The sequence below is a fragment of the Providencia sp. PROV061 genome (assembly GCF_011045655.1).
GTDB lineage: Bacteria > Pseudomonadota > Gammaproteobacteria > Enterobacterales > Enterobacteriaceae > Providencia > Providencia hangzhouensis.
Map to the genome: position 1 here is coordinate 3,865,942 of NZ_CP042861.1, position 19,357 is coordinate 3,885,298.

Here is a 19,357-nt window from a genome sequence, read left to right on the forward strand (position 1 = left end):
GTGACTATTCGTTATAAACTTGCTTTAGCACTGTCACTCGTTATCCATATTATTGCCATTATGTTTATCGCCCTACAAACAGGTAGGGCGATACCTATAGTCGAGGGTATGGAAACGATAACTCTATCTCTAGGGGGACAAATGGGCTCCTCAGAGGGCACAGGAGAGCAGAGCAATAAAAAACAAGTGCAATCACATGAAGTTATATCAGAATCCCCTTCAAGGGCTGAAGCTGCTTCCCAACAGAAGCAGATGAGCAAGTCTCAACCTAATGAAAGTAAAATACCTTCAAAAACTCAACTTAAAAATTCATTGATTCCTGTGAATATTCCCGTTGATAACACGGTTGAATCGCCTTTACTCACACAAAAAACAAAAGAAAAAACAAAACCGGAAATCAGTCAGTCCGTACAAGGGAAAAAGCCAAAAGAACAAAGTAAGCTACTGAACAATAACACTAAAAATAACACAGAAAATCAACTTATTGCCAATAAGATAAGCCATGAAACGCAGCAAGGCTCACAAGAAGCAGCTAAAGAAATACCACTCCATTCAACTGCTGAAAATCAATCTTCCACAAGCCCATCAGCTTCAGAAAGTGGTCAAAGTGGTAAAGGGAATAATAGATTATCTGGTAATAGCCAATTTGCTGCTAATGGTGATGGCAGCTATACCGCACTCGGTTCGAGTGGTATTTCCTATACAATTTTACAGGATGCGGCTCCTAGGTATCCGAAAGAGGCTCGTTCCTTAGGCTATACAAAAGTTGTTAAAGTGCAAATTCGGTTATTAGTTGGATTAGATGGTCAAATTGAATCCGTTGAAATACTAAATAACAAAATTCCTGATTTAGGTTTTAGAGAAGAAGCGGTTAAAGCAATTAAAAAAATGGCCTTTAAACCCATTATTTATCAAGGTCAAAATATTAAAATGTACTTTAAAAAAACCGTTATATTTCAATATTAGCCTACAATCCGCCATATCGTTGGATAGAAAAAAGGTACAGCGAACCCTCACTGTACCTTTTCAGTTATTTTACAGCTTGTATTTTGAAAAATTAACGGTATATCGGTAACAAATTAAACTGCGCTAACAATTGGCAAATAATGCCGACTACTCCAAAGGCGATAACGGCATAGATTAACCCTTTTCCGCCCCACACTTTGAATCTCGAATCAGGAAAACGCTCTCTTACCTTTAATGCCATAACTGCAGGGCAAATAATCGCCCAGATACATGCAGCCATGCCTGCATATGCTATTGCGATTAAAAAACCATTTGGGAATAACATGCAAAGAATAAGAGGAGGCAAGAAGCATAATAATGCAGATTTCATTCTACCTGATGGGTTGTCCTTAAAATTCAACGAAGCAAGAATGTAATCAAATAACCCAATTGCAACACCTAAGAATGAACAAAATACAGCACTAATAGAGAACCACAGTAAGAATGTCGCAATATTTTTGCTATTCAGTACCGCATATAGTGATTCAATAAAAGCATCTAAATTACCACCTTTATTAATTATTGTTAAAAACTCTGCCCGCGGCAGATTTCCCATTGTCCCCATGATCCAGAGAAAATAGAGCACCAATGCCAATACACAACCGATAACACAACTTTTAACGACCTTTCTTTCATTCTCATGATACAGCTTATACAAGCTACAAACATTCCCATGATAACCAAAAGAAGTAATTGCATAAGGAATAATAATAAAAACAAAAGGTAATAACGCTGTTTGTCCTCCTTCAACGGGGGAAGTTAATAGTAAATCTGTTTTTACGATAAAAAATAAACCGGAGAAAGCTAAAATAAACAGAATTATTTTAATGAATAAAAATAATGATGTTAGACGACTTGCCCCTACGCCACTCCACCAGATGCTCGCACCTAGAATTAATGTAAAAATAATAAATATTAATCTTAAATTAATATTGTATCCGTAAATGGCGGCAGCTTCTTTAATAACTGAACCTGCTGCTGATATATAGGCATAAATTAGTATGTAGAGTACAAATATTAATGCCATATTTGCAATATAGCATGCCCATCTGGGTAATAATTCTTTAGAGATAAAAAAGTAATTCGTTCCTGCTCCATATTTCGATATACATTCTAAAATATAAATCCCTGAATGAAACATAAAAAAGCAAACAACTAACAAGATAACTACAGAGTTAATAAACCAAGCTCCAGCCATAATAGTAGGCAAGCTAAACATCCCCGCCCCAATCATGGCACCGCCTAGCACAAAACCCCCTACCATTATGGAGGGTTCTTTTTTGGCTGCCGAATTATTCATGGTGTTTACCTTAAGAATAAGGATGAGGTTCCCGCATTGCACGGGAACCATACGAGCGACCTATTATTTAATTGGTTTTAATCTAGCAGTAAAGTGTCTTAATACTGGCGGTTCATATTCAAAATCCAGCCCTTTGAGGGTTGCAAATTTATCTTTTAAACCAATCAGAGCATCTGCAATGTAATCCATATGGTCATTGGTATAAACACGTCTTGCAATGGTTAACCGCATAAACTCCATATCTGCATGTTTTTGCTTACCAGTTTCAGGATCACGCCCTAATAAAAATGAACCAATTTCAACCGCACGGACACCTGATTCTAAATAAAGTGCGTTAATCACCGCTTGCGCAGGGAACTGATCACCAGGAATATGAGGAACCAGCTTTTTACAATCGACAAATACGGCATGTCCCCCTGTAGGATATTGAATTGAAATTCCACCTTCACGTAAGCGGTCACCTAAATATTTAACTTGGCCAATACGATAATGTAGATATTCTTCTCCAGCCCCTTCTTCAAGACCTTGTACCATTGCAGCCATATCACGACCCGCTAAACCGCCATAGGTTACGAAACCTTCCATTGGTACACAGCGTTGTCTTGCCAACGTAAAGATTTTCTCGTCATTTTTAATACAAACCAACCCACCAATATTTAATAATGGGTCTTTTTTCGCTGACATCGTTAATGCATCAGCATATTTATACATATCAAGAATAATTTCTTTAATAGTCGAGTTTTTATATTTAGGGTCGCGCTCTTTAATAAAATACGCATTTTCACAGAAACGTGCAGAATCCATGACAACAAAGATATTATGCTGTTTAGCTATTTCATAAACTTCTTTCAAATTCGCCATTGATACTGGCTGACCGCCTGCACTATTACAAGTTACAGTAGATACAATTGCGACTACGTTTTCTGCACCATGCTCAGCAATATTATCTTTTAATTTTTGGATATCAAAATTGCCTTTCCAGTCATCGTAAGTATCCGAGTCATAGGCTTTTTCGGTAACAATATTAATTGCTTTACAACCGTTTAATTCAACATGAGCTGCTGTTGTATCAAAGTGGAAATTAGAAATAAAGACCGGTTTTTTAGCTCCACCTTGTTCCTGTTTTACTTTTAATAAAACAGGGAATAACATATTTTCAGCACCACGACCTTGGTGAGCAGGAATGACATAATCATAGTCAAACATCTCTTTCACTTTATCTTTTAAATCATAATAGTTACGAGATCCTGCATATGCCTCATCACCGGTGATCATTGCTGCCCATTGGTGGTCACTCATCGCATTGGTGCCTGAGTCAGTTAATAAATCAATATAAACTGCACTACTTGGTAATAAGAATGGGTTATATCCCGCTTCTTTTAACGCCGCTTCACGTTCTTCTCTTGATGGAATACGGATATTTTCTACCATTTTAATACGGAATGGTTCTACAATTCTTTTAGCCATGATAATACCTTTAATTTTTCATTAAATAATAAATATTAGAGATCTAACCTATAGTTAAATAAGTTAAAAAAATTTTAAAAAAGGAAAAGAGAAAGGTTATTTGTTTGGAAAGAAGAAGGCTAAAGAAATATCAATATTGAACCATTTCTTCATATAGAAGAAATACCTTGATATAAGTGATTCGTTTAACAAGAACATACTATGACTCCTATCAACGAGGAATTAGTACAACCGACTATTATTATATATATAACAGTTGGGTTACCAAAGTAATCGCTATTGTCATAATATTGTACCTATATCACACTATTAGTGAGATAGACTAGAACAACTTGATTCAAGTCACAGTATTAACTCATATATTAAATAAGAGTTTAATATTATTATTTTTAGTTTAATCATCCCAATTAAAAAAACGTATAAACAATGTAAAACGATAATTAAATAAGTTAATTTCACTTAAATAATATTTAACTTAAATAAAATGGGCAAAATATTTTATTCTATTTCGCCCATTATTCAATAATTAATAATTACTGAGCATCTTTACCATATTTAGGCGATCTAGGCCCATATAAGATACCATTAGGCTTACCTGCAGATAATAACCTGACACTTGTTATACCTGCAATTGCATAGCTTTTATCTGTCATTGTATCTACGATTTGGTTAACAACAGCAGATACTAACGCCCCAATAATACCATTTGACGAGGAATTATTTTCAGCACTAGATGCAGTCGCTGAGCCACTCCATAATAACGTTCCTGTTCTAGCGTCAACCAATTTCGCATCCGCAGTGACACGAGTATCACTAGAAATAACCTGATAACTTGTACCGTATTCAGTGATATTCAAGTAAAGTACGGCATCATTACCAAAAATTTCGCGCAATTTTGCAGGTGGAACAGCTTGAATGTCACCTGCATTTGTCATCCCATTTTGCTTAAATGTTTCCTCAACAACAGCAACAGGGAAAACATAGTAGCCAGCCTCAGCTAAAGGAAGAGTCGCTTGTGATAATAAACCATGACTTGCTTGTACTTCTGGTGAACTGTTTTGTGGTAATAGCACCAGAATACTTTTAGGCTTACTTTGATTAAATGCCGTGTAATCAACTTTAGTTGGCTGAGCACATCCCGTTAATAACCATGTCATCACCAATCCGCAGACTATAAGTAAATGTTTCATTTTACTTTTCCTTTATTTTTCATGAGAAAATCCATGTAAGCCGCAGATTCTGGATACAATGCTTTTTCCGCAGTAAATTCTTGCATTGCAAGATCAACCGCTCCAGTTGTTGAATACAATAACCCTAAATGCGCATGCAACCCTGGCGGAGTTGCTAAACCTTTTGCTTTGCTCATTTCCAAATTCTTTTTCAAAGCTTGAATTTGTTCTTGAGGGCCAGTTTCTGTTTGTTGGTAATATTGGTAGACCGTTGTTTGATAACCATCCCAGTTATATAGTGGTTTGGGTTCATTAGCGCAGCCATTTAATAAAATTACGCCGGCTACCATAGCCAATAATTTAATTTTCATCGTATTTCCTTATTTAGCTGGCTGCCATGCACCACTTTCTATACCAGAAACTAAGTTATTTACCGCTTCCCTAATTGCTAAATCTAATACTTTACCATTCAATGTTGAGTCATAACTGGCAGTGCCACCAAAACCAATCACTTCTCTATTTGATAATTCATATTCACCAGCACCTTGTGAAGAAAAGACCACTTCAGATGTTTGAACATTAACAACGTTTAAATTGACTTTGGCATACGCTACTTGTGATTTACCACGACCTAAAATACCGAATAACTGGCGATCCCCAACTTCTTTTCGTCCAAATTCAGTAACATCACCAGTAATTACATAAGTTGCACCTTTTAACTGTTGCGACTGACCTTTAATACCAGCTTCTTCTTTAAGTTCTTGCATATTTGCACGGTCTAATACATTAAAACGACCCGTTTGCTGTAAATGTGTCATCAAAATGGTTTTAGATTGATTACCTAAACGATCAACCCCATCAGAGAAAATGCCATTCATATAACTAGAACGATTATCAAATTTCCCTATTGATATTGGGCTTTTTGGGCCTGAATATTGAGTATTATATGTCGCAACTTTTTCTACGGCTAAAGAACGAGAAGATTCTTTAGCACAACCACTTAATAATGCACTTGCAATAAGAATAGATGCAATGCTGATTTTGGATATATTCATTTAGCTATCTCAATTAAAATAAAATTAGAATTAGAATTAATTTTGCATTGCTATTTTGCATTAAATGAAAAGTAGGGTCTAGTCAATCTTACTTATTTTTTATCTGACATTTAGTTTGTTTTTTAATGACTGCAATACTCATAAAGTAACCAAGGTTTACTAATATTTAATCAAATGGTTGATTAAATATTAATACATCTATAAAGAATAATTAGCTAGTAATCTTTAATGATGATATTGAATATCATCATCTATAGTTAATACTATATATTATTAACTACATTTCTTTTATTTTTATTATATATTTCTAATTATACAACTTACTTCCATATAATGAGTTAAAATCGTTTAATTTTTATCTATTTTTAGTCTATCATTAAAACGTACTCTTCCTCTCCTTAAACTGCAAACTATACCTATTTTAGTATTAGCTTAACCTTTAAATAACAATAACAAAAAAGATAGGGAAAACCCTATCCTTATTGAATGAGAACACACTAAATCATCTTTACGCATCAATGCAATGATTGATAAGAAACTTGTGCTCCTTTAGTCAGCGCACTTTCATTTGAATAAGTACTTTCTATTTCAATCAAGGATTGGTCCGCCATATTGTATATTTTGTTATACAAAGGAAATTCAGGACGATAACTGATCTCTTTTGTTACAAAATCCATCATTAGATATTGTTGTGAACCTCTAATTGAATTCGAAACAATCAACCCTTGATTTCCAACGTTTAAGCTATTCAAGTGGTTATAACCGCTTTCTGCGATTACTTCAAAATGACCATTTGTATGAAATTGCATCAAAGAAAACAAACGACGTGAAGGCTCTTGAGCAACCACAAAAATATCGCCTTTAAGATTTTGTGCAGCTTCATTAATTCTAACAGGCAACCATTTGCTACTAATAACCTGCTTAGTCGGGATATCCATGATAACTTCTAATGAGCCCATTTGATTACCATAGCTGTACCACATTACGATTTTATCTCGATATGTTGCATAGGAAAAATTTGAATTACCTTCAATTTCTTCAGGGAATAATGATTTAGCTAAATCACGAACATTCATAAAATGTTCCCATGTCATTCCTTTATCAGCGCTGATAAAAATATTTTCATTATCCGCAACAACATAGAAAGGAGAGCTTTTAGATAAGTAGATTTTTCCCATAATCAACGTTGAAAATAGCTTGCCAGTTTTTTTACTCCAAGGTGTAAATTCACTCACTGAAAAATCAGTTAAGTTAATTTTTTGATAGCCATCACTGAACATCATTAAACACTGTTTTCTTTCACAGACTGCATTATAAAAACTTTGATCGCTATAAGTAATAAAATGCACGCCATTATTATCTGCAAATAAAATCTGGTTATCATATTCACTTGAAGGCATATAAGTATTATAAGACGAGTAATAATAATTAGAGCGGCCACTTTTTTGAGCTATAACTAACATCCCATTTTCTGCTGGAAATGTTGTTGCAAAATCATAACTACCAATCGGGAAGCTATTTTCATTATGGTTTTTCCACTGCCAATCAACCGTACCAGTACGAATAAAAATAATAAAAGTGAAAGCGAGGCTTAATACAAACACCAAAGCCAAAAAGAGAAAACGTTTACTCAGAAATGGGTTCATGAGCGCACCTCCGTCACATAATCCGTTTGGCCATTCTTACGACGTAGATGCTTCAAAATATATTGCGCTTGATAATACCCATTTCCACGCTGAGATAATTTAAAATATATCGCCACGCACAAAGCAATAAGAAAACTGATACCGAATAAAATCGTTACTGCGAAACTGATAAATAGCACACCTGTATCCACAATATTAACCCAGTCCCAATAATCCCAATATCCACCTTTCTCTAGGGTTTCAGAAATTGATAACCCTCCGGCCATAAAGACAAAGAACATTAAAAGTAAACAAATGCCCCCCCACAGCCCGAAATAAAAACCTCGTTCTTGAGGAGCCCCCTTACCAATCAAGCTATAGGCAAGCCCGTCTTGGTGATTGTAAATACCAAAAATGACCTGCTCTTTTGAATGCGCTTGGATATTTTTATGAAAAACTTCAAGTTCATCACCTTGAGCAATAAATAGATTGTGGTTGTTGAATAAGGGTTCATTTGCTGAAATTAGAACATCCATATGGCTTTTATTAATCTGCAAACCAACATGATTGAGCTTTTGTTCTGCATCCCCTCTCGCAACAGTTAAGCTAAGGGTTGATGTAATATTAACCTTCCCACGGGTGACGAGTAATGACGCTTTATCACGATAGTTATCTACTGATTTACGTAATTTATTGGCTTTATTTTTTGAGCTTTTAATTCCTAAAATTTCAATTTGTTGCTCTTGTTCACTCTTTTGATATTGCCCATCAATAACTAAATCCAACGCTTTTAAAATTGATTTTCGTTTTGGACTTAAAATATGCTTAGTCTCGGCCAGTGCAAGAGCAAACAAAACTATTCCACCAAAGGCAGCACAACCTAAAAGTGAGACTAAGATAATCATTAAGAAGCTATCATCTGCATTAATAAAACAGTAATACACTGCAGGTATCAGGGCCATTAAGGCTAACGAAATTAAATACTGTTTTCCTAGTGAGCGATTAAAACTAATGGTTCTATCTGGCTCAAGTCGACCATGCTTTTCATGGTAAACCCACTCAGCCCAATAACTGCCATCATTCATCTCTTCTGCACAAATAACCAAGGTATCGCCTTGTTGTAAGCGTTCTAAAAAAATTTCACTATTTGAAAAATCACCTTGATTAAAGAAAAATACTTTTTGGGAGGCAATCAATCTTACCATTCCCATTGGGCTGACATTTTGATAGTCACATTGAGTAAGACTGACATGGAAATATTGAACTCGCATGAATAAATGCCTATTTCGCTAAGTAAATTTAACATTATGATAATAAATAAAGGTATATAGCCCTAGTAAAACTTACCTTATAATTAAATAATTCAGATAAGGACGAGCACCTTAAACAGCTATTTAACTCAGGTTAATCATTAGAAATAGGTATCTCCTACTAGCAAAGCCAGTAATTACTGATAAACTTGCATTCAATACAAAGTTTGTGAGTGAAATGTGGCAATAAAACAATGTTACCACTCCTTCCTTTAACAATAATTTTGAATAACAGCGATGACATTACAACCTGCATATAAGCAAATTCAGTCTTACATTTTACGCAGTATTGATTTAGGTATTTTTAAGCCTGAAACACAAATACCGACAGAATTAGAGCTATGTGCTCAATTCAATGTAAGCCGTATGACCGTGAATAAAGCCATTTCAGAGTTAAGTCAAAAAGGGATCCTACATCGTATTGCGGGCAAAGGCACATTTGTCGCCACTCAAAAACATGAGCTCCCCGTAACAAAAGCGTTTGATATTTTTGATGAGATCTCAACAAGTGGTAATAAATATAGCGGCCACCAGCTGCAACTAAAAATTATTCCCGCATCAGCAGAAATTGCACTACAGCTCGGGATTAGTGAAGGAAGTGATGTGGGCTATTGTAAAGTACTACATTTTGAAAACGATATTCCTTTAATGTTAGAAGAACGCTATGTTAACCACGCCATTGTGCCCGACTTTGTTAAGCAAAAATATGGTGACACTGAAACTCCTAGCGGTTATTTGCAACGCCATTTTCCTGTCAGTGAAATGGAACATACCATTGAAGCTGCATTAGCCACAAAATCTATTGCTCAATCATTATCAATTAAAGAAAACTCACCTTGTTTACAACTTAGCCGTCGCACTTGGACAGGTAACACTCTAATTAGCTATGTTAATATGATCACAGCTGGCTCGCGTTACAAATTAAAATTACATTCTCGAATTGAGAATTAATGCAAAAATAAAAAAATGGGGCAAAATTGCCCCAAAGCGACTGATAAAACAAAAATATCAAGCACAACTACATCACAATAAATTCGTTTTACATTCCTTGATAAATAGGCCCTTCCCCTCCTTGGGGAGCAGTCCAGGTGATATTTTGTAACGGATCTTTAATGTCACAAGCCTTACAATGCAGGCAGTTTTGCGCATTAATTTGCAGTTTTTCCTCGCTTTTATTCCCTACAATTTCATAAACTCCCGCGGGGCAATAACGCGTCTCGGGCGCAGCATATTTCATTAAATTAACTTGGATAGGGACATTAATATCAGCCAGTTTTAAATGGCAGGGTTGTTCTTCTTCATGGTTAGTATTCGATAAAAATACGGAAGAAGACTTATCAAACGTTAATTTACCATCGGGTTTTGGGTAATCTATCGGTGTAAAACCCTTGGCTTCCTTTATTCCTTCATGATCCGATTGTTTTAATTTCAACGTCCACGGGGTACGCCCCTTAAATAACAGTTGTTCTGCACCAAATAGCATTGAACCAACCACTAGCCCTTTTTTCATATAGGGCTTAAAATTGCGTGTTTGATAAAGCTCTTGATATAACCAGCTCTCTTCAAATAGCTGGCGAAATTGCTTTTTAAACTGTAAATAATCAACCATTCCATTCTGGTTAGCACTGAACCAAGCTTCTGCTGCTAATAACCCACTTTTCACCGCACAATGGGTGCCTTTAATTCGGGCTGCATTAAGAAAACCTGCATCATCACCAATTAACACACCTCCGGGAAAGCTTAGTTCAGGTAACGCGGCTAACCCACCCGCCACCATCGTTCTAGCACCATAGCTGATCCGTTCTCCACCCGATAAGAAATCACTAAAAGCAGGATGGGTTTTTAAGCGTTGAAACTCATCAAACGGTGATAAATACGGATTTTCATAATTTAACCCGACCACCAAACCCACTGCGACTAAGTTATCCCCATAATGATAAGCAAAGCCACCACCATAGGTGTGGTTATCTAGCGGCCAGCCAACGGAATGGACAACTAACCCTGCTTGATGTTGCTCTTTTGGAATTTGCCAAATTTCCTTGATCCCCAAACCATAGGTTTGTTTACCGCTCTCTGTGGCTAAATTAAAATGATTTATCAATTGCTTACCTAGCTGACCACGGCACCCTTCCGCAAAAAAGGTCATTTTTGCCAGTAAATTCATACCCGGTTGGTACATCTGTGTTGGGTTGCCTAATTTATCAAGCCCCATATCTCCAGTTGTGACGCCTATCACTTGGTTTTTATCATCAAATAACACCTCCGTGGCAGCAAAACCGGCAAAGACATCAACACCTAATTCTTCTGCCTCCGCGGCTAGTGCAGCACTTATCTCCCCTAAGCTACCAATGAAATTACCATTGTTTTTCAAACAGTTTGGCAATAAAGAGAGGGGTAAATGACTCGCTTTATTTTCTTTTAGCCATAAAAAACGGTCATGGCTTACAGGTGTTAAAGAAGCCGAAACCTTTTGCTGCCAATCTGGTAGCAATTCATCGAGAGCACGTGGGTCTATCACTGCACCAGATAAAATATGAGCTCCTATCTGTGCACCTTTATCAATTAAACAAACCGAAATTTCTGTTCCTTTCTTTGCCGCTAGCTGCTTTAAACGTATTGCTGCAGATAACCCCGCGGGCCCACCACCGACAATCAGGACGTCGAACTCCATCGATTCCCGCTCGGGTGCCTCATTTATTTTCTCAATATTGTCGATAGCCATGAGCCCCTCCATTACGCCAATGCTTTGTCAAATTCAGGTAAGATCTCAAACAGATCGCCAACAATGCCATAATCCGCAACTTGGAAAATCGGTGCCTCAGGATCACTATTGATAGCAACGATCACTTTGCTTTCTTTCATTCCTGCAACATGCTGAATTGCCCCCGAAATTCCTACAGCTATGTACAAATCAGGTGCGACAATTTTCCCTGTTTGTCCTACTTGGTAGTCATTTGGCACAAAACCAGCGTCTACCGCAGCACGTGAAGCCCCAACCGCAGCCCCTAGCTTGTCAGCTATCGTTTCCAATAACGCAAAATTTTCACCTGAGCTCAAGCCTCTCCCGCCTGAAATAACCACTTTTGCAGAGCTCAATTCCGCACGGCTAACTTGAGTTAACGATTGGCTTTTTAATTGACTACGCAGCGGTATATCGGCAAGGGAAACTTTCTCTATTTCAGCACTATTTTGCGTTTCATATCCCCCTGAAAATGCCGAACTACGCACCGTAATGACCACTTTCTGACCATTGTTTTGTACCGTTGCTAACGCATTCCCTGCATAAATAGGTCTAACAAAAGTTTGAGAATCAATAACTTGAGTAATATCTGAAACTTGTGCGATCCCTAACTTTGCAGCAACCCGTGGGGCAATATTTTTACCAAATGTCGTCGCTGGAAACAGTAAATGAGTATATTCTTCTGCAATATTCACCACCGCATGAGCCATCGGTTCTGCAAGTTGGTTTTTAAGGTTATCTGATTGTATTTCTAGGACTTTACTCACGCCTTTTATACTCGCAGCTAGCTGAGCGACCAATTCTGTCTCACTTCCTGCAACTAATAAGTGCAAATGGCCACCTGCGGTGAGAAGTTGTTTTGCAGCGTTAATACTATGATAAGTAGAGGTTTTTATTGTTTGATTATCATGCTCGACAACCACTAATACAGATATTTGGCTCATAGGTATTTTCCTCGATTAAATCACTTCTTTCGCTTGTAATGCACTGACTAGCTCTGTCGCACTGCTTAGCAATGTACATTGCCCCGCTCGTTTTTTGGGTTCTGAGACACTAAGCGTTTTAATTTGCCCTAATGGGGTAAAATCCATATCAGTAATATCGATAATATCTAACGTTTTTTTCTTCGCTTTCATGATATTAGGTAAAGTTGCATAACGAGGTTCATTGAGCCGTAAGTCTGTTGTGATGACCGCTGGCAATGGCATTTCTAACGTTTCTAAACCACCGTCAATTTCCCTCGTAACTTGCAGTGATTGCCCTTCAAGCTTAACTTGAGAAGCAAATGTCGCTTGCGGGTAATCCAATAATGCGCTGAGCATTTGACCTATTTGATTGCAATCATCATCAATAGCTTGTTTGCCTAATAAAATAAGATCTGGCTGTTCCCTTTCTACGATTTGTTGAAGTAAACGCGCTATATCCAGTGGCTCTAGTGTTACCCCCCCAGATCTTTGGACTAAAATCCCACGATCAGCGCCAATCGCCATCGCACTACGTAATGTTTCTTGATAACCAATGTCACCGATGGAAACCGTAATCACTTCTGTTGCTTTTCCCGCCTCTTTTAAACGCACAGCTTCTTCGACGGCAATTTCATCAAATGGGTTAATTGCCATTTTGACATTCGCCAATTCAACCCCTGAACCATCGGCTTTTACTCTTATTTTGACGTTATGGTCTATCACTCGCTTCACTGCGACTAAAATTTTCATAGCAACTCCTATCCCAATTCTTCAACGATTGGTGGGTATGGTAATGTTCTAAAACCGTTTTTTAGGTTGAGAGAAACCGTAACAGTGATAGTTACACTGCTACTGGCTATCTCAATTTTTACGCTTTTTAATGCTAGTTTTTTATGAAATGGTTATTTTGTTGTCGGTAATATCAACCGATCTGCGACTGACATAGGCCATTTTTTAATCGCAACATAGTAAAGAATACTTGTTGCTACTAAGCCAACAATCCATGAAATATCGACACCACCGAGTTTTTCGACTAAAGGCCCGGTATAAAAACCTGTTGATATAAATGGTAATTGTATTAATACACCGGCAATGTAAGTGAATATCCCGACTTTATTCCAACGCCCATAGCGGCCATTTGGGTTTGCAAGTTCGGGAACGTCGTAGCGACCTTTAGTGACCCAATAGTAGTCAACTAAGTTAATTGCACTCCAAGGGGTAAAGAATGCAAGTAAAAACAATAAGAAAGCAGAGAAGAGTTTTAAAAATGAGTGCTGGCCCGCTAACCCAAGTAGTGTTGAAAAACTGACCATTAGAATAATAAAGAACAACCGTTGGCCACGAGAAATTTGGCTTTTCCCACGGAAACCACACCAAATCGCAGCCATAGACATAAAGCTACCATAGGCATTCAATGCAGTTATTGTCACTTTCCCATAGAAAATACTGATGTATAGCAACGCCGCGATTAAACCTGTGCTGCCTAAGCCCACAATATACGAGACTTCATTACCGGCAAACTTATTGCCAGCAAGCGCTGCGGCAAAAACCCCTAAAATCATTGAGGCTTGCGTACCAATTACTGTGCCTGAACCCACAGCCAAGAAGGCTTTAATTGTCGGGGTTTTAGTCGGTAAATAACGAGAATAGTCAGCAACATAAGGCCCAAATGCAATTTGCCAAGAAGCAGACAATGACATCGCTAATAAAAAGTTCGTCCAGCTAAAATGGCGGTTTTCCAGTAATACCGAAACATCATTCATATAAAATAGACGGAAAAATAGATAAAAGAACGTAATCACGCCGATAACGCTCGCTACTTTCCCTAAAATATGAATGATGCGATAACCACAAATTGTAATGCCGATAATCACCACACCAAAAATAATAATTCCAACCCAATCAGTCACATGTAACAACTGACCAACCGCTTGCCCTGCCAGCACGGTACCACTAGCAGAAAACCCGACATACATCATGCAAACTAATAAAATAGGGATGACGGCACCGTATACGCCAAACTGTACACGACTCGAGATCATTTGTGGTAACCCCAATTTCGGCCCTTGCACCGCATGCAAGGCCATCACCGCACCACCTAATAATTGGCCAATAAACAAGCCAATTAATGACCAGAATACATCTCCGCCAAGCACGACTGCCAAGGCCCCCGTTACAATTGCCGTTATTTGCAAATTAGAACCGAACCAAAGTGTGAATTGGCTCGATAAAGTGCCATGGCGCTCGGACTCTGGAATGTAATCGATGGAACGCGCTTCGATTAAGGGGACATTCTCCTGCCGGTTTTTTTGCCCTGTAGCGATGTCGTTTGAAACTGTCATGGTAACTCCTCTTTAAGCAAGGCTGGCTTAAAGAATGAACCAATTAATCGTAATGGAACCGCAATAACTACAGTTGTAAGGTACAGTTATTAAGCATTACGCTGGGTGATGTTTTATCTGTTATTCACCCTGAATAACTAATTGAAATACATTCTTAAACCTGATTGTTGTTGTGTTTTTAATTCCATGATCCTGTTGTCAGGTAGTGCTTCCTGTGGTGCTCCATAAACGAGTAAACGCCTGTCCCGCTTACTCATTTAATACTTAAAATTAATTAGTGGGCGTCTAAAACAGCACGTGAAATAATAATTTTTTGTATTTCTGATGTCCCTTCAAAAATCCGTAAAATCCGTGCGTCACGCACATAACGTTCAAGAGGGAGGTCACGAATATAGCCGTAGCCGCCATGAAGCTGTAATGCTGCATCCGTAACAAAACCCGCGCACTCAGCGGCAAACAATTTCGCCGTCGCAGATTGCAAACTAAAACGCTCCCCTGAATCACGCAATTCTGCAGCTTGCCAAGTCAACATGCGAGCAGCCTCCAATTGCGTGTGCATATCCGCAATACGCCATTGAGTTCCTTGGTATGCGGCTAATGGCTTTTTACCAATTTGGCGTTCTTTTACCCAACCTAAAGCACTTTCCATCGCAGCCCGAGCAATACCGAGTGACGTTGCGGCCACTTCAACACGCCCTTTATCTAAAACTTCCATGGCGGTGTGGAACCCTTTATTTTCCTCTCCCAGTAATGCCGATTCCGGTAGCCAACAATTCAGCGCTAATTCATAAATCGTGCTACCCCTTAATCCCATGGTTTTTTCAGGTTGAGAAAATGCCACACCTTCAGTGCCTTTAGGGATCATAAATGCACTGATGCCACGGGCTCCCGCTTCAACATCGGTTTTAGCATATAACACAATAAAATCAGCCTCTTTGGCGTTTGTGATATAGTGTTTATTTCCTCGAATACGCCATCCGCCATTTTCACGTACAGCCACAGTACGCATATCCGCAGGGTTAGAGCCCGCAGCCGGCTCAGTTAAGCCGAATGCACCTAATAATTCCCCAGCAGCGGCTTTTGGTAACCAATGATTTTTTTGCTCTTCTGTCCCACCAATTAAAATTGAATCTGTCGCCAAAAAATGCGCCGTTAGAGCCGATGACGTCGATGCACAAGCTGCTGCAACCGCTTCCACGACCTTGCTCATCGCCACACTGCCAATACCAAAACCGCCATACTGTTCAGGTAAATTAATTCCCCAACAGCCCATTTCCCCTAACGCTTGTAAACTTTCAGCACAAAAGGTTTCGGTTTCATCGTATCTTTGTGCATTTGGCTGTAAAATGTCATGGCAAACTTTTTCTACCGCATCTACAACCGCTTGTTCCGTTTCATTAATATCAAAACTCATTGCATCGTCTCCGCATTTTTAATTGTTGTTTTCGCTGGTTTATAAACTAAGTTTGCCTCACCTAATTTCGGGGCACGGCGGGTCGAATGAGGTTTATTTCCATTAAAAAAAACCGGTTGAGAAACCAATGGTGTTCCTCCATCATTCAGGTACGTCAGTACTTTCCTCACTTCGGCATGTTCACTTTGTGTGGCTTGGTGCAAATTATGAATGGGTGAAGCAGGAACCCCCGCGTTTAATAATATGTCACATACCTCTTCAACCGTTTTTTGGCGTGTCCAACTTTCGATTTCTTTTCTAAGTTCAGCTTGATACTGCGTTCTGCTTGGGTCATCACCGTAGCGCGGGTCGTGGCATAACTGCGGTTTTTCCATACATTCGCAAAAGCGTTGAAATAGCTTTTCACTCGCAATCGCGATAACGACTAAACCGTCTTTTGCTTGATAGGTATCAAATGGCGTGGATACTGGGTGGCGGTTCCCCACTAAGCTCGGGGCCTTATCATTTGCAAATAAGTTTGAAAGCCCAGTTAACTGCATGCTCAATAAGACATCTACCATCGCCACATCAATATACTGTGCCGCTTCGCCATGACGCTCTCTCGCAAATAGCGCACTGCTTATCGCCCATGACGCAAACATCCCTGCACACACATCGCCAATTGACTCACCGCTACGTGTTGGCCCTGTTTCTGGGAACCCCGTGACACTCATTAGGCCTGACATCGCTTGTGCCACAATGTCATAAGCCGGGTAACTGGCAAGTGGGCTGTTTTGTCCAAACCCTGAAATACTGGCGTAAATTAATTTAGGGTTGTGCTGCTTTAAGCTCTCAAAATCGATACCAAGTCGTTGAGTCACACCAGGGCGAAAGTTTTCAACCACCACATCACTTTCTTTAACTAATTGAAATAAAATCGCTCGGTCTTCATCCGCTTTAAGATCCAATTCAATACTGCGTTTACCTCGGTTAATCAAACCGTAGTAAACACTTTCGCCATCAATATATGGCCCTAAATGGCGGCTGTCATCACCGTGGTTGGGCACTTCAATTTTGATCACTTCAGCACCAAGATCGGCCATCATACCGGTGCAATAAGGGCCTGCTAACACACGGCTTAAGTCGATCACTTTGATCCCCGCCAGTGGCCCTTGTCTTTTCTGAGTTAACGCAGCATTCATACTGAATTCCTTCTATTCCAGAAAGATGCCGACCGATTAAGCAGCCGGCAAAGGACATTACTTCACCATCGGCAAGTTCAAGCCTTGCTCTTTCGCACAGTTAATGGCGATGTCATAACCTGCATCTGCATGACGCATAACACCCGTTGCAGGGTCATTATGTAAAACGCGCGCTAAACGTTTATCAGCAGCGTCCGTTCCATCACATACAATGACGACACCTGAATGCTGTGAGAAGCCCATGCCAACACCACCACCATGATGTAAACTGACCCATGTTGCCCCACCTGCGGTATTTAACAGTGCGTTTAATAAAGGCCAGTCTGATACGGCATCAGAGCCATCTTTCATGGATTCCGTTTCACGGTGTGGACTCGCAACAGAGCCTGAATCTAAGTGATCACGACCGATGACAATCGGTCCCTTTAACTCACCACTTTTCACCATTTCGTTGAAAGCACGCCCTAATCTTTCTCTGTCTTTTAAACCGACCCAACAAATACGAGCAGGAAGCCCTTGGAATGCGATACGTTCACGTGCCATATCGAGCCAATTATGTAAGTGTTTGTCATCTGGTAATAATTCTTTTACTTTTTGGTCTGTTTTATAGATATCTTCTGGGTCACCTGATAACGCGACCCAACGGAATGGTCCAACACCTTCACAAAATAATGGGCGGATATAAGCAGGAACAAAACCTGGGAAATCAAAGGCATTACTAATTCCTTCATCTTTTGCCATTTGGCGAATATTGTTGCCGTAGTCAAAAGCTGCTGAGCCACGTTTTTGCATCGTTAGCATCGCATCTACTTGTACTGCCATGCTTTTTTTCGCAGCTTTGGTCACTTCAGCAGGGGCAGTTTGTTGTTTTTCACGCCATTGGGTGAGTGTCCAACCCTGTGGTAAGTAGCCATGTACTGGGTCATGGGCACTCGTTTGGTCGGTCACTGAATCAGGGGTGATATTGCGTTTCACCAATTCACTGTAAACATCAGCCGCATTACCTAATAGCCCAACAGAAACGGGTTGGCCATTGGCTTTGGCATCGTCGATATATTGCAATGCTTCATCAAGAGAAGTCGCTTTTTTGTCTACATAACGGGTTCTTAGACGAAAATCGATACGGCTTTCATCGCACTCGACCGCTATCATGCTAAAACCTGCCATAGTTGCTGCTAATGGCTGTGCTCCTCCCATCCCTCCAAGGCCACCGGTTAAGATCCAGCGCCCTGCGGCGTTGCCATTAAAGTGCTGTTTAGCAAGCGAAACAAAGGTTTCATAGGTGCCTTGAACGATCCCTTGAGAACCAATATAGATCCAAGAGCCGGCCGTCATTTGGCCATACATCATTAGGCCTTTGCGATCTAACTCATTAAAGTGATCCCAATTCGCCCAGTGAGGAACAATATTTGAGTTTGCGATCAACACGCGTGGGGCATCTGGATGGGTAGGGAACACACCAACAGGTTTACCTGATTGCACGAGTAATGTTTGGTCATCTTCCAATGTGGTCAGCACATCTAAAATTTTGTCATAACATTCCCAATCACGTGCTGCACGGCCGATACCGCCATAGACCACCAAGCTTTGAGGGTGCTCAGCAACATCTGGGTCTAAATTATTTTGGATCATGCGGTATACCGCTTCTGTCAGCCAGCTTTTACAGCTTTTCTCACTGCCACGTGGTGCGCGGATCACTCGAGTTGAGTCAGTACGATTTAACATGGTTGTATCCCCTATTATCCATTTTTAATTAACTTTAAATTAACAATTTTATTTATAAT

At 39.3% G+C, this 19,357-nt stretch carries 16 protein-coding genes; 2 read left to right on the forward strand and 14 right to left on the reverse strand.

Going from position 1 to position 19,357, the window contains the following annotated elements; translation table 11 throughout:
• A complete protein-coding gene (locus FVA72_RS17865) occupies nt 1-966 on the forward strand; it encodes an energy transducer TonB (protein ID WP_110591206.1) in 966 nt (321 codons plus the stop codon).
• Between the two features lie 91 nt (nt 967-1,057).
• On the opposite strand, the gene FVA72_RS17870 is transcribed toward FVA72_RS17865, so the two are convergent.
• The 7 genes from FVA72_RS17870 to FVA72_RS17900 all read right to left on the reverse strand — a co-directional run bounded on the left by FVA72_RS17870 (nt 1,058) and on the right by FVA72_RS17900 (nt 8,892).
• On the reverse strand, nt 1,058-2,305 hold the full coding sequence (locus FVA72_RS17870) for an aromatic amino acid transporter (RefSeq protein ID WP_036958033.1): 1,248 nt from the start codon (nt 2,303-2,305) through the stop codon (nt 1,058-1,060).
• A gap of 63 nt (nt 2,306-2,368) precedes the next feature.
• Nucleotides 2,369-3,772, reverse strand: a complete 1,404-nt coding sequence (locus FVA72_RS17875) for a tryptophanase (RefSeq protein ID WP_004908186.1) — start codon at nt 3,770-3,772, stop codon at nt 2,369-2,371.
• A 533-nt stretch (nt 3,773-4,305) separates the two neighbouring features.
• Nucleotides 4,306-4,962, reverse strand: a complete 657-nt coding sequence (locus tag FVA72_RS17880; protein ID WP_094961484.1) for a DUF799 domain-containing protein — start codon at nt 4,960-4,962, stop codon at nt 4,306-4,308.
• On the reverse strand, nt 4,959-5,312 hold the full coding sequence (locus FVA72_RS17885) for a DUF4810 domain-containing protein (protein WP_094961483.1): 354 nt from the start codon (nt 5,310-5,312) through the stop codon (nt 4,959-4,961). Before FVA72_RS17885 ends, FVA72_RS17880 begins: the two co-directional genes overlap by 4 nt.
• A gap of 9 nt (nt 5,313-5,321) precedes the next feature.
• Nucleotides 5,322-5,996, reverse strand: coding sequence for a CsgG/HfaB family protein (locus FVA72_RS17890; RefSeq protein WP_094961482.1), 675 nt, complete (start codon nt 5,994-5,996; stop codon nt 5,322-5,324).
• A 515-nt stretch (nt 5,997-6,511) separates the two neighbouring features.
• A complete protein-coding gene (locus FVA72_RS17895) occupies nt 6,512-7,642 on the reverse strand; it encodes a hypothetical protein (protein WP_110591205.1) in 1,131 nt (376 codons plus the stop codon).
• Nucleotides 7,639-8,892, reverse strand: a complete 1,254-nt coding sequence (locus tag FVA72_RS17900) for a hypothetical protein (RefSeq protein WP_165119765.1) — start codon at nt 8,890-8,892, stop codon at nt 7,639-7,641. The genes FVA72_RS17895 and FVA72_RS17900 overlap by 4 nt, the downstream gene beginning before the upstream one ends.
• Nucleotides 8,893-9,168: 276 nt before the next feature.
• On the opposite strand from FVA72_RS17900, the gene FVA72_RS17905 reads away from it, so the two are divergent.
• Nucleotides 9,169-9,882, forward strand: coding sequence for a UTRA domain-containing protein (locus FVA72_RS17905; protein ID WP_004258469.1), 714 nt, complete (start codon nt 9,169-9,171; stop codon nt 9,880-9,882).
• Between the two features lie 88 nt (nt 9,883-9,970).
• On the opposite strand, the gene FVA72_RS17910 is transcribed toward FVA72_RS17905, so the two are convergent.
• The 7 genes from FVA72_RS17910 to hutU all read right to left on the reverse strand — a co-directional run bounded on the left by FVA72_RS17910 (nt 9,971) and on the right by hutU (nt 19,298).
• Nucleotides 9,971-11,653: an electron transfer flavoprotein-ubiquinone oxidoreductase gene (locus FVA72_RS17910; protein ID WP_110591204.1), complete on the reverse strand. Its 1,683-nt coding sequence runs from the start codon at nt 11,651-11,653 to the stop codon at nt 9,971-9,973.
• 11 nt (nt 11,654-11,664) lie between these two features.
• On the reverse strand, nt 11,665-12,615 hold the full coding sequence (locus FVA72_RS17915; RefSeq protein WP_004258476.1) for an electron transfer flavoprotein subunit alpha/FixB family protein: 951 nt from the start codon (nt 12,613-12,615) through the stop codon (nt 11,665-11,667).
• 15 nt (nt 12,616-12,630) lie between these two features.
• Nucleotides 12,631-13,386 (reverse strand): electron transfer flavoprotein subunit beta/FixA family protein, encoded by a 756-nt coding sequence (locus tag FVA72_RS17920; protein WP_137019286.1) that lies wholly within the window; start codon nt 13,384-13,386, stop codon nt 12,631-12,633.
• A gap of 152 nt (nt 13,387-13,538) precedes the next feature.
• On the reverse strand, nt 13,539-14,978 hold the full coding sequence (locus FVA72_RS17925) for a purine-cytosine permease family protein (protein WP_096864389.1): 1,440 nt from the start codon (nt 14,976-14,978) through the stop codon (nt 13,539-13,541).
• Between the two features lie 274 nt (nt 14,979-15,252).
• Nucleotides 15,253-16,392 (reverse strand): acyl-CoA dehydrogenase family protein, encoded by a 1,140-nt coding sequence (locus tag FVA72_RS17930; RefSeq protein ID WP_004258492.1) that lies wholly within the window; start codon nt 16,390-16,392, stop codon nt 15,253-15,255.
• Entirely contained in the window at nt 16,389-17,573 is a 1,185-nt protein-coding gene (locus FVA72_RS17935; RefSeq protein WP_110591201.1) for a CaiB/BaiF CoA transferase family protein, read from the reverse strand. Before FVA72_RS17935 ends, FVA72_RS17930 begins: the two co-directional genes overlap by 4 nt.
• Nucleotides 17,574-17,630: 57 nt before the next feature.
• Complete coding sequence (hutU, locus tag FVA72_RS17940; protein ID WP_110591200.1) at nt 17,631-19,298, reverse strand: urocanate hydratase; 1,668 nt, start codon at nt 19,296-19,298, stop codon at nt 17,631-17,633.
• Nucleotides 19,299-19,357 lie beyond the last annotated feature (59 nt).

Bases quoted from the DNA above. Each gene is read 5' to 3' on its own strand.
- FVA72_RS17870 (WP_036958033.1), bottom strand. From the start codon at position 2,305: ATGAATAATTCGGCAGCCAAAAAAGAACCCTCCATAATGGTAGGGGGT.
- FVA72_RS17875 (WP_004908186.1), bottom strand. From the start codon at position 3,772: ATGGCTAAAAGAATTGTAGAACCATTCCGTATTAAAATGGTAGAAAAT.
- FVA72_RS17880 (WP_094961484.1), bottom strand. From the start codon at position 4,962: ATGAAACATTTACTTATAGTCTGCGGATTGGTGATGACATGGTTATTA.
- FVA72_RS17885 (WP_094961483.1), bottom strand. From the start codon at position 5,312: ATGAAAATTAAATTATTGGCTATGGTAGCCGGCGTAATTTTATTAAAT.
- FVA72_RS17890 (WP_094961482.1), bottom strand. From the start codon at position 5,996: ATGAATATATCCAAAATCAGCATTGCATCTATTCTTATTGCAAGTGCA.
- FVA72_RS17895 (WP_110591205.1), bottom strand. From the start codon at position 7,642: ATGAACCCATTTCTGAGTAAACGTTTTCTCTTTTTGGCTTTGGTGTTT.
- FVA72_RS17900 (WP_165119765.1), bottom strand. From the start codon at position 8,892: ATGCGAGTTCAATATTTCCATGTCAGTCTTACTCAATGTGACTATCAA.
- FVA72_RS17905 (WP_004258469.1), top strand. From the start codon at position 9,169: ATGACATTACAACCTGCATATAAGCAAATTCAGTCTTACATTTTACGC.
- FVA72_RS17910 (WP_110591204.1), bottom strand. From the start codon at position 11,653: ATGGCTATCGACAATATTGAGAAAATAAATGAGGCACCCGAGCGGGAA.
- FVA72_RS17915 (WP_004258476.1), bottom strand. From the start codon at position 12,615: ATGAGCCAAATATCTGTATTAGTGGTTGTCGAGCATGATAATCAAACA.
- FVA72_RS17920 (WP_137019286.1), bottom strand. From the start codon at position 13,386: ATGAAAATTTTAGTCGCAGTGAAGCGAGTGATAGACCATAACGTCAAA.
- FVA72_RS17925 (WP_096864389.1), bottom strand. From the start codon at position 14,978: ATGACAGTTTCAAACGACATCGCTACAGGGCAAAAAAACCGGCAGGAG.
- FVA72_RS17930 (WP_004258492.1), bottom strand. From the start codon at position 16,392: ATGAGTTTTGATATTAATGAAACGGAACAAGCGGTTGTAGATGCGGTA.
- FVA72_RS17935 (WP_110591201.1), bottom strand. From the start codon at position 17,573: ATGAATGCTGCGTTAACTCAGAAAAGACAAGGGCCACTGGCGGGGATC.
- hutU (WP_110591200.1), bottom strand. From the start codon at position 19,298: ATGTTAAATCGTACTGACTCAACTCGAGTGATCCGCGCACCACGTGGC.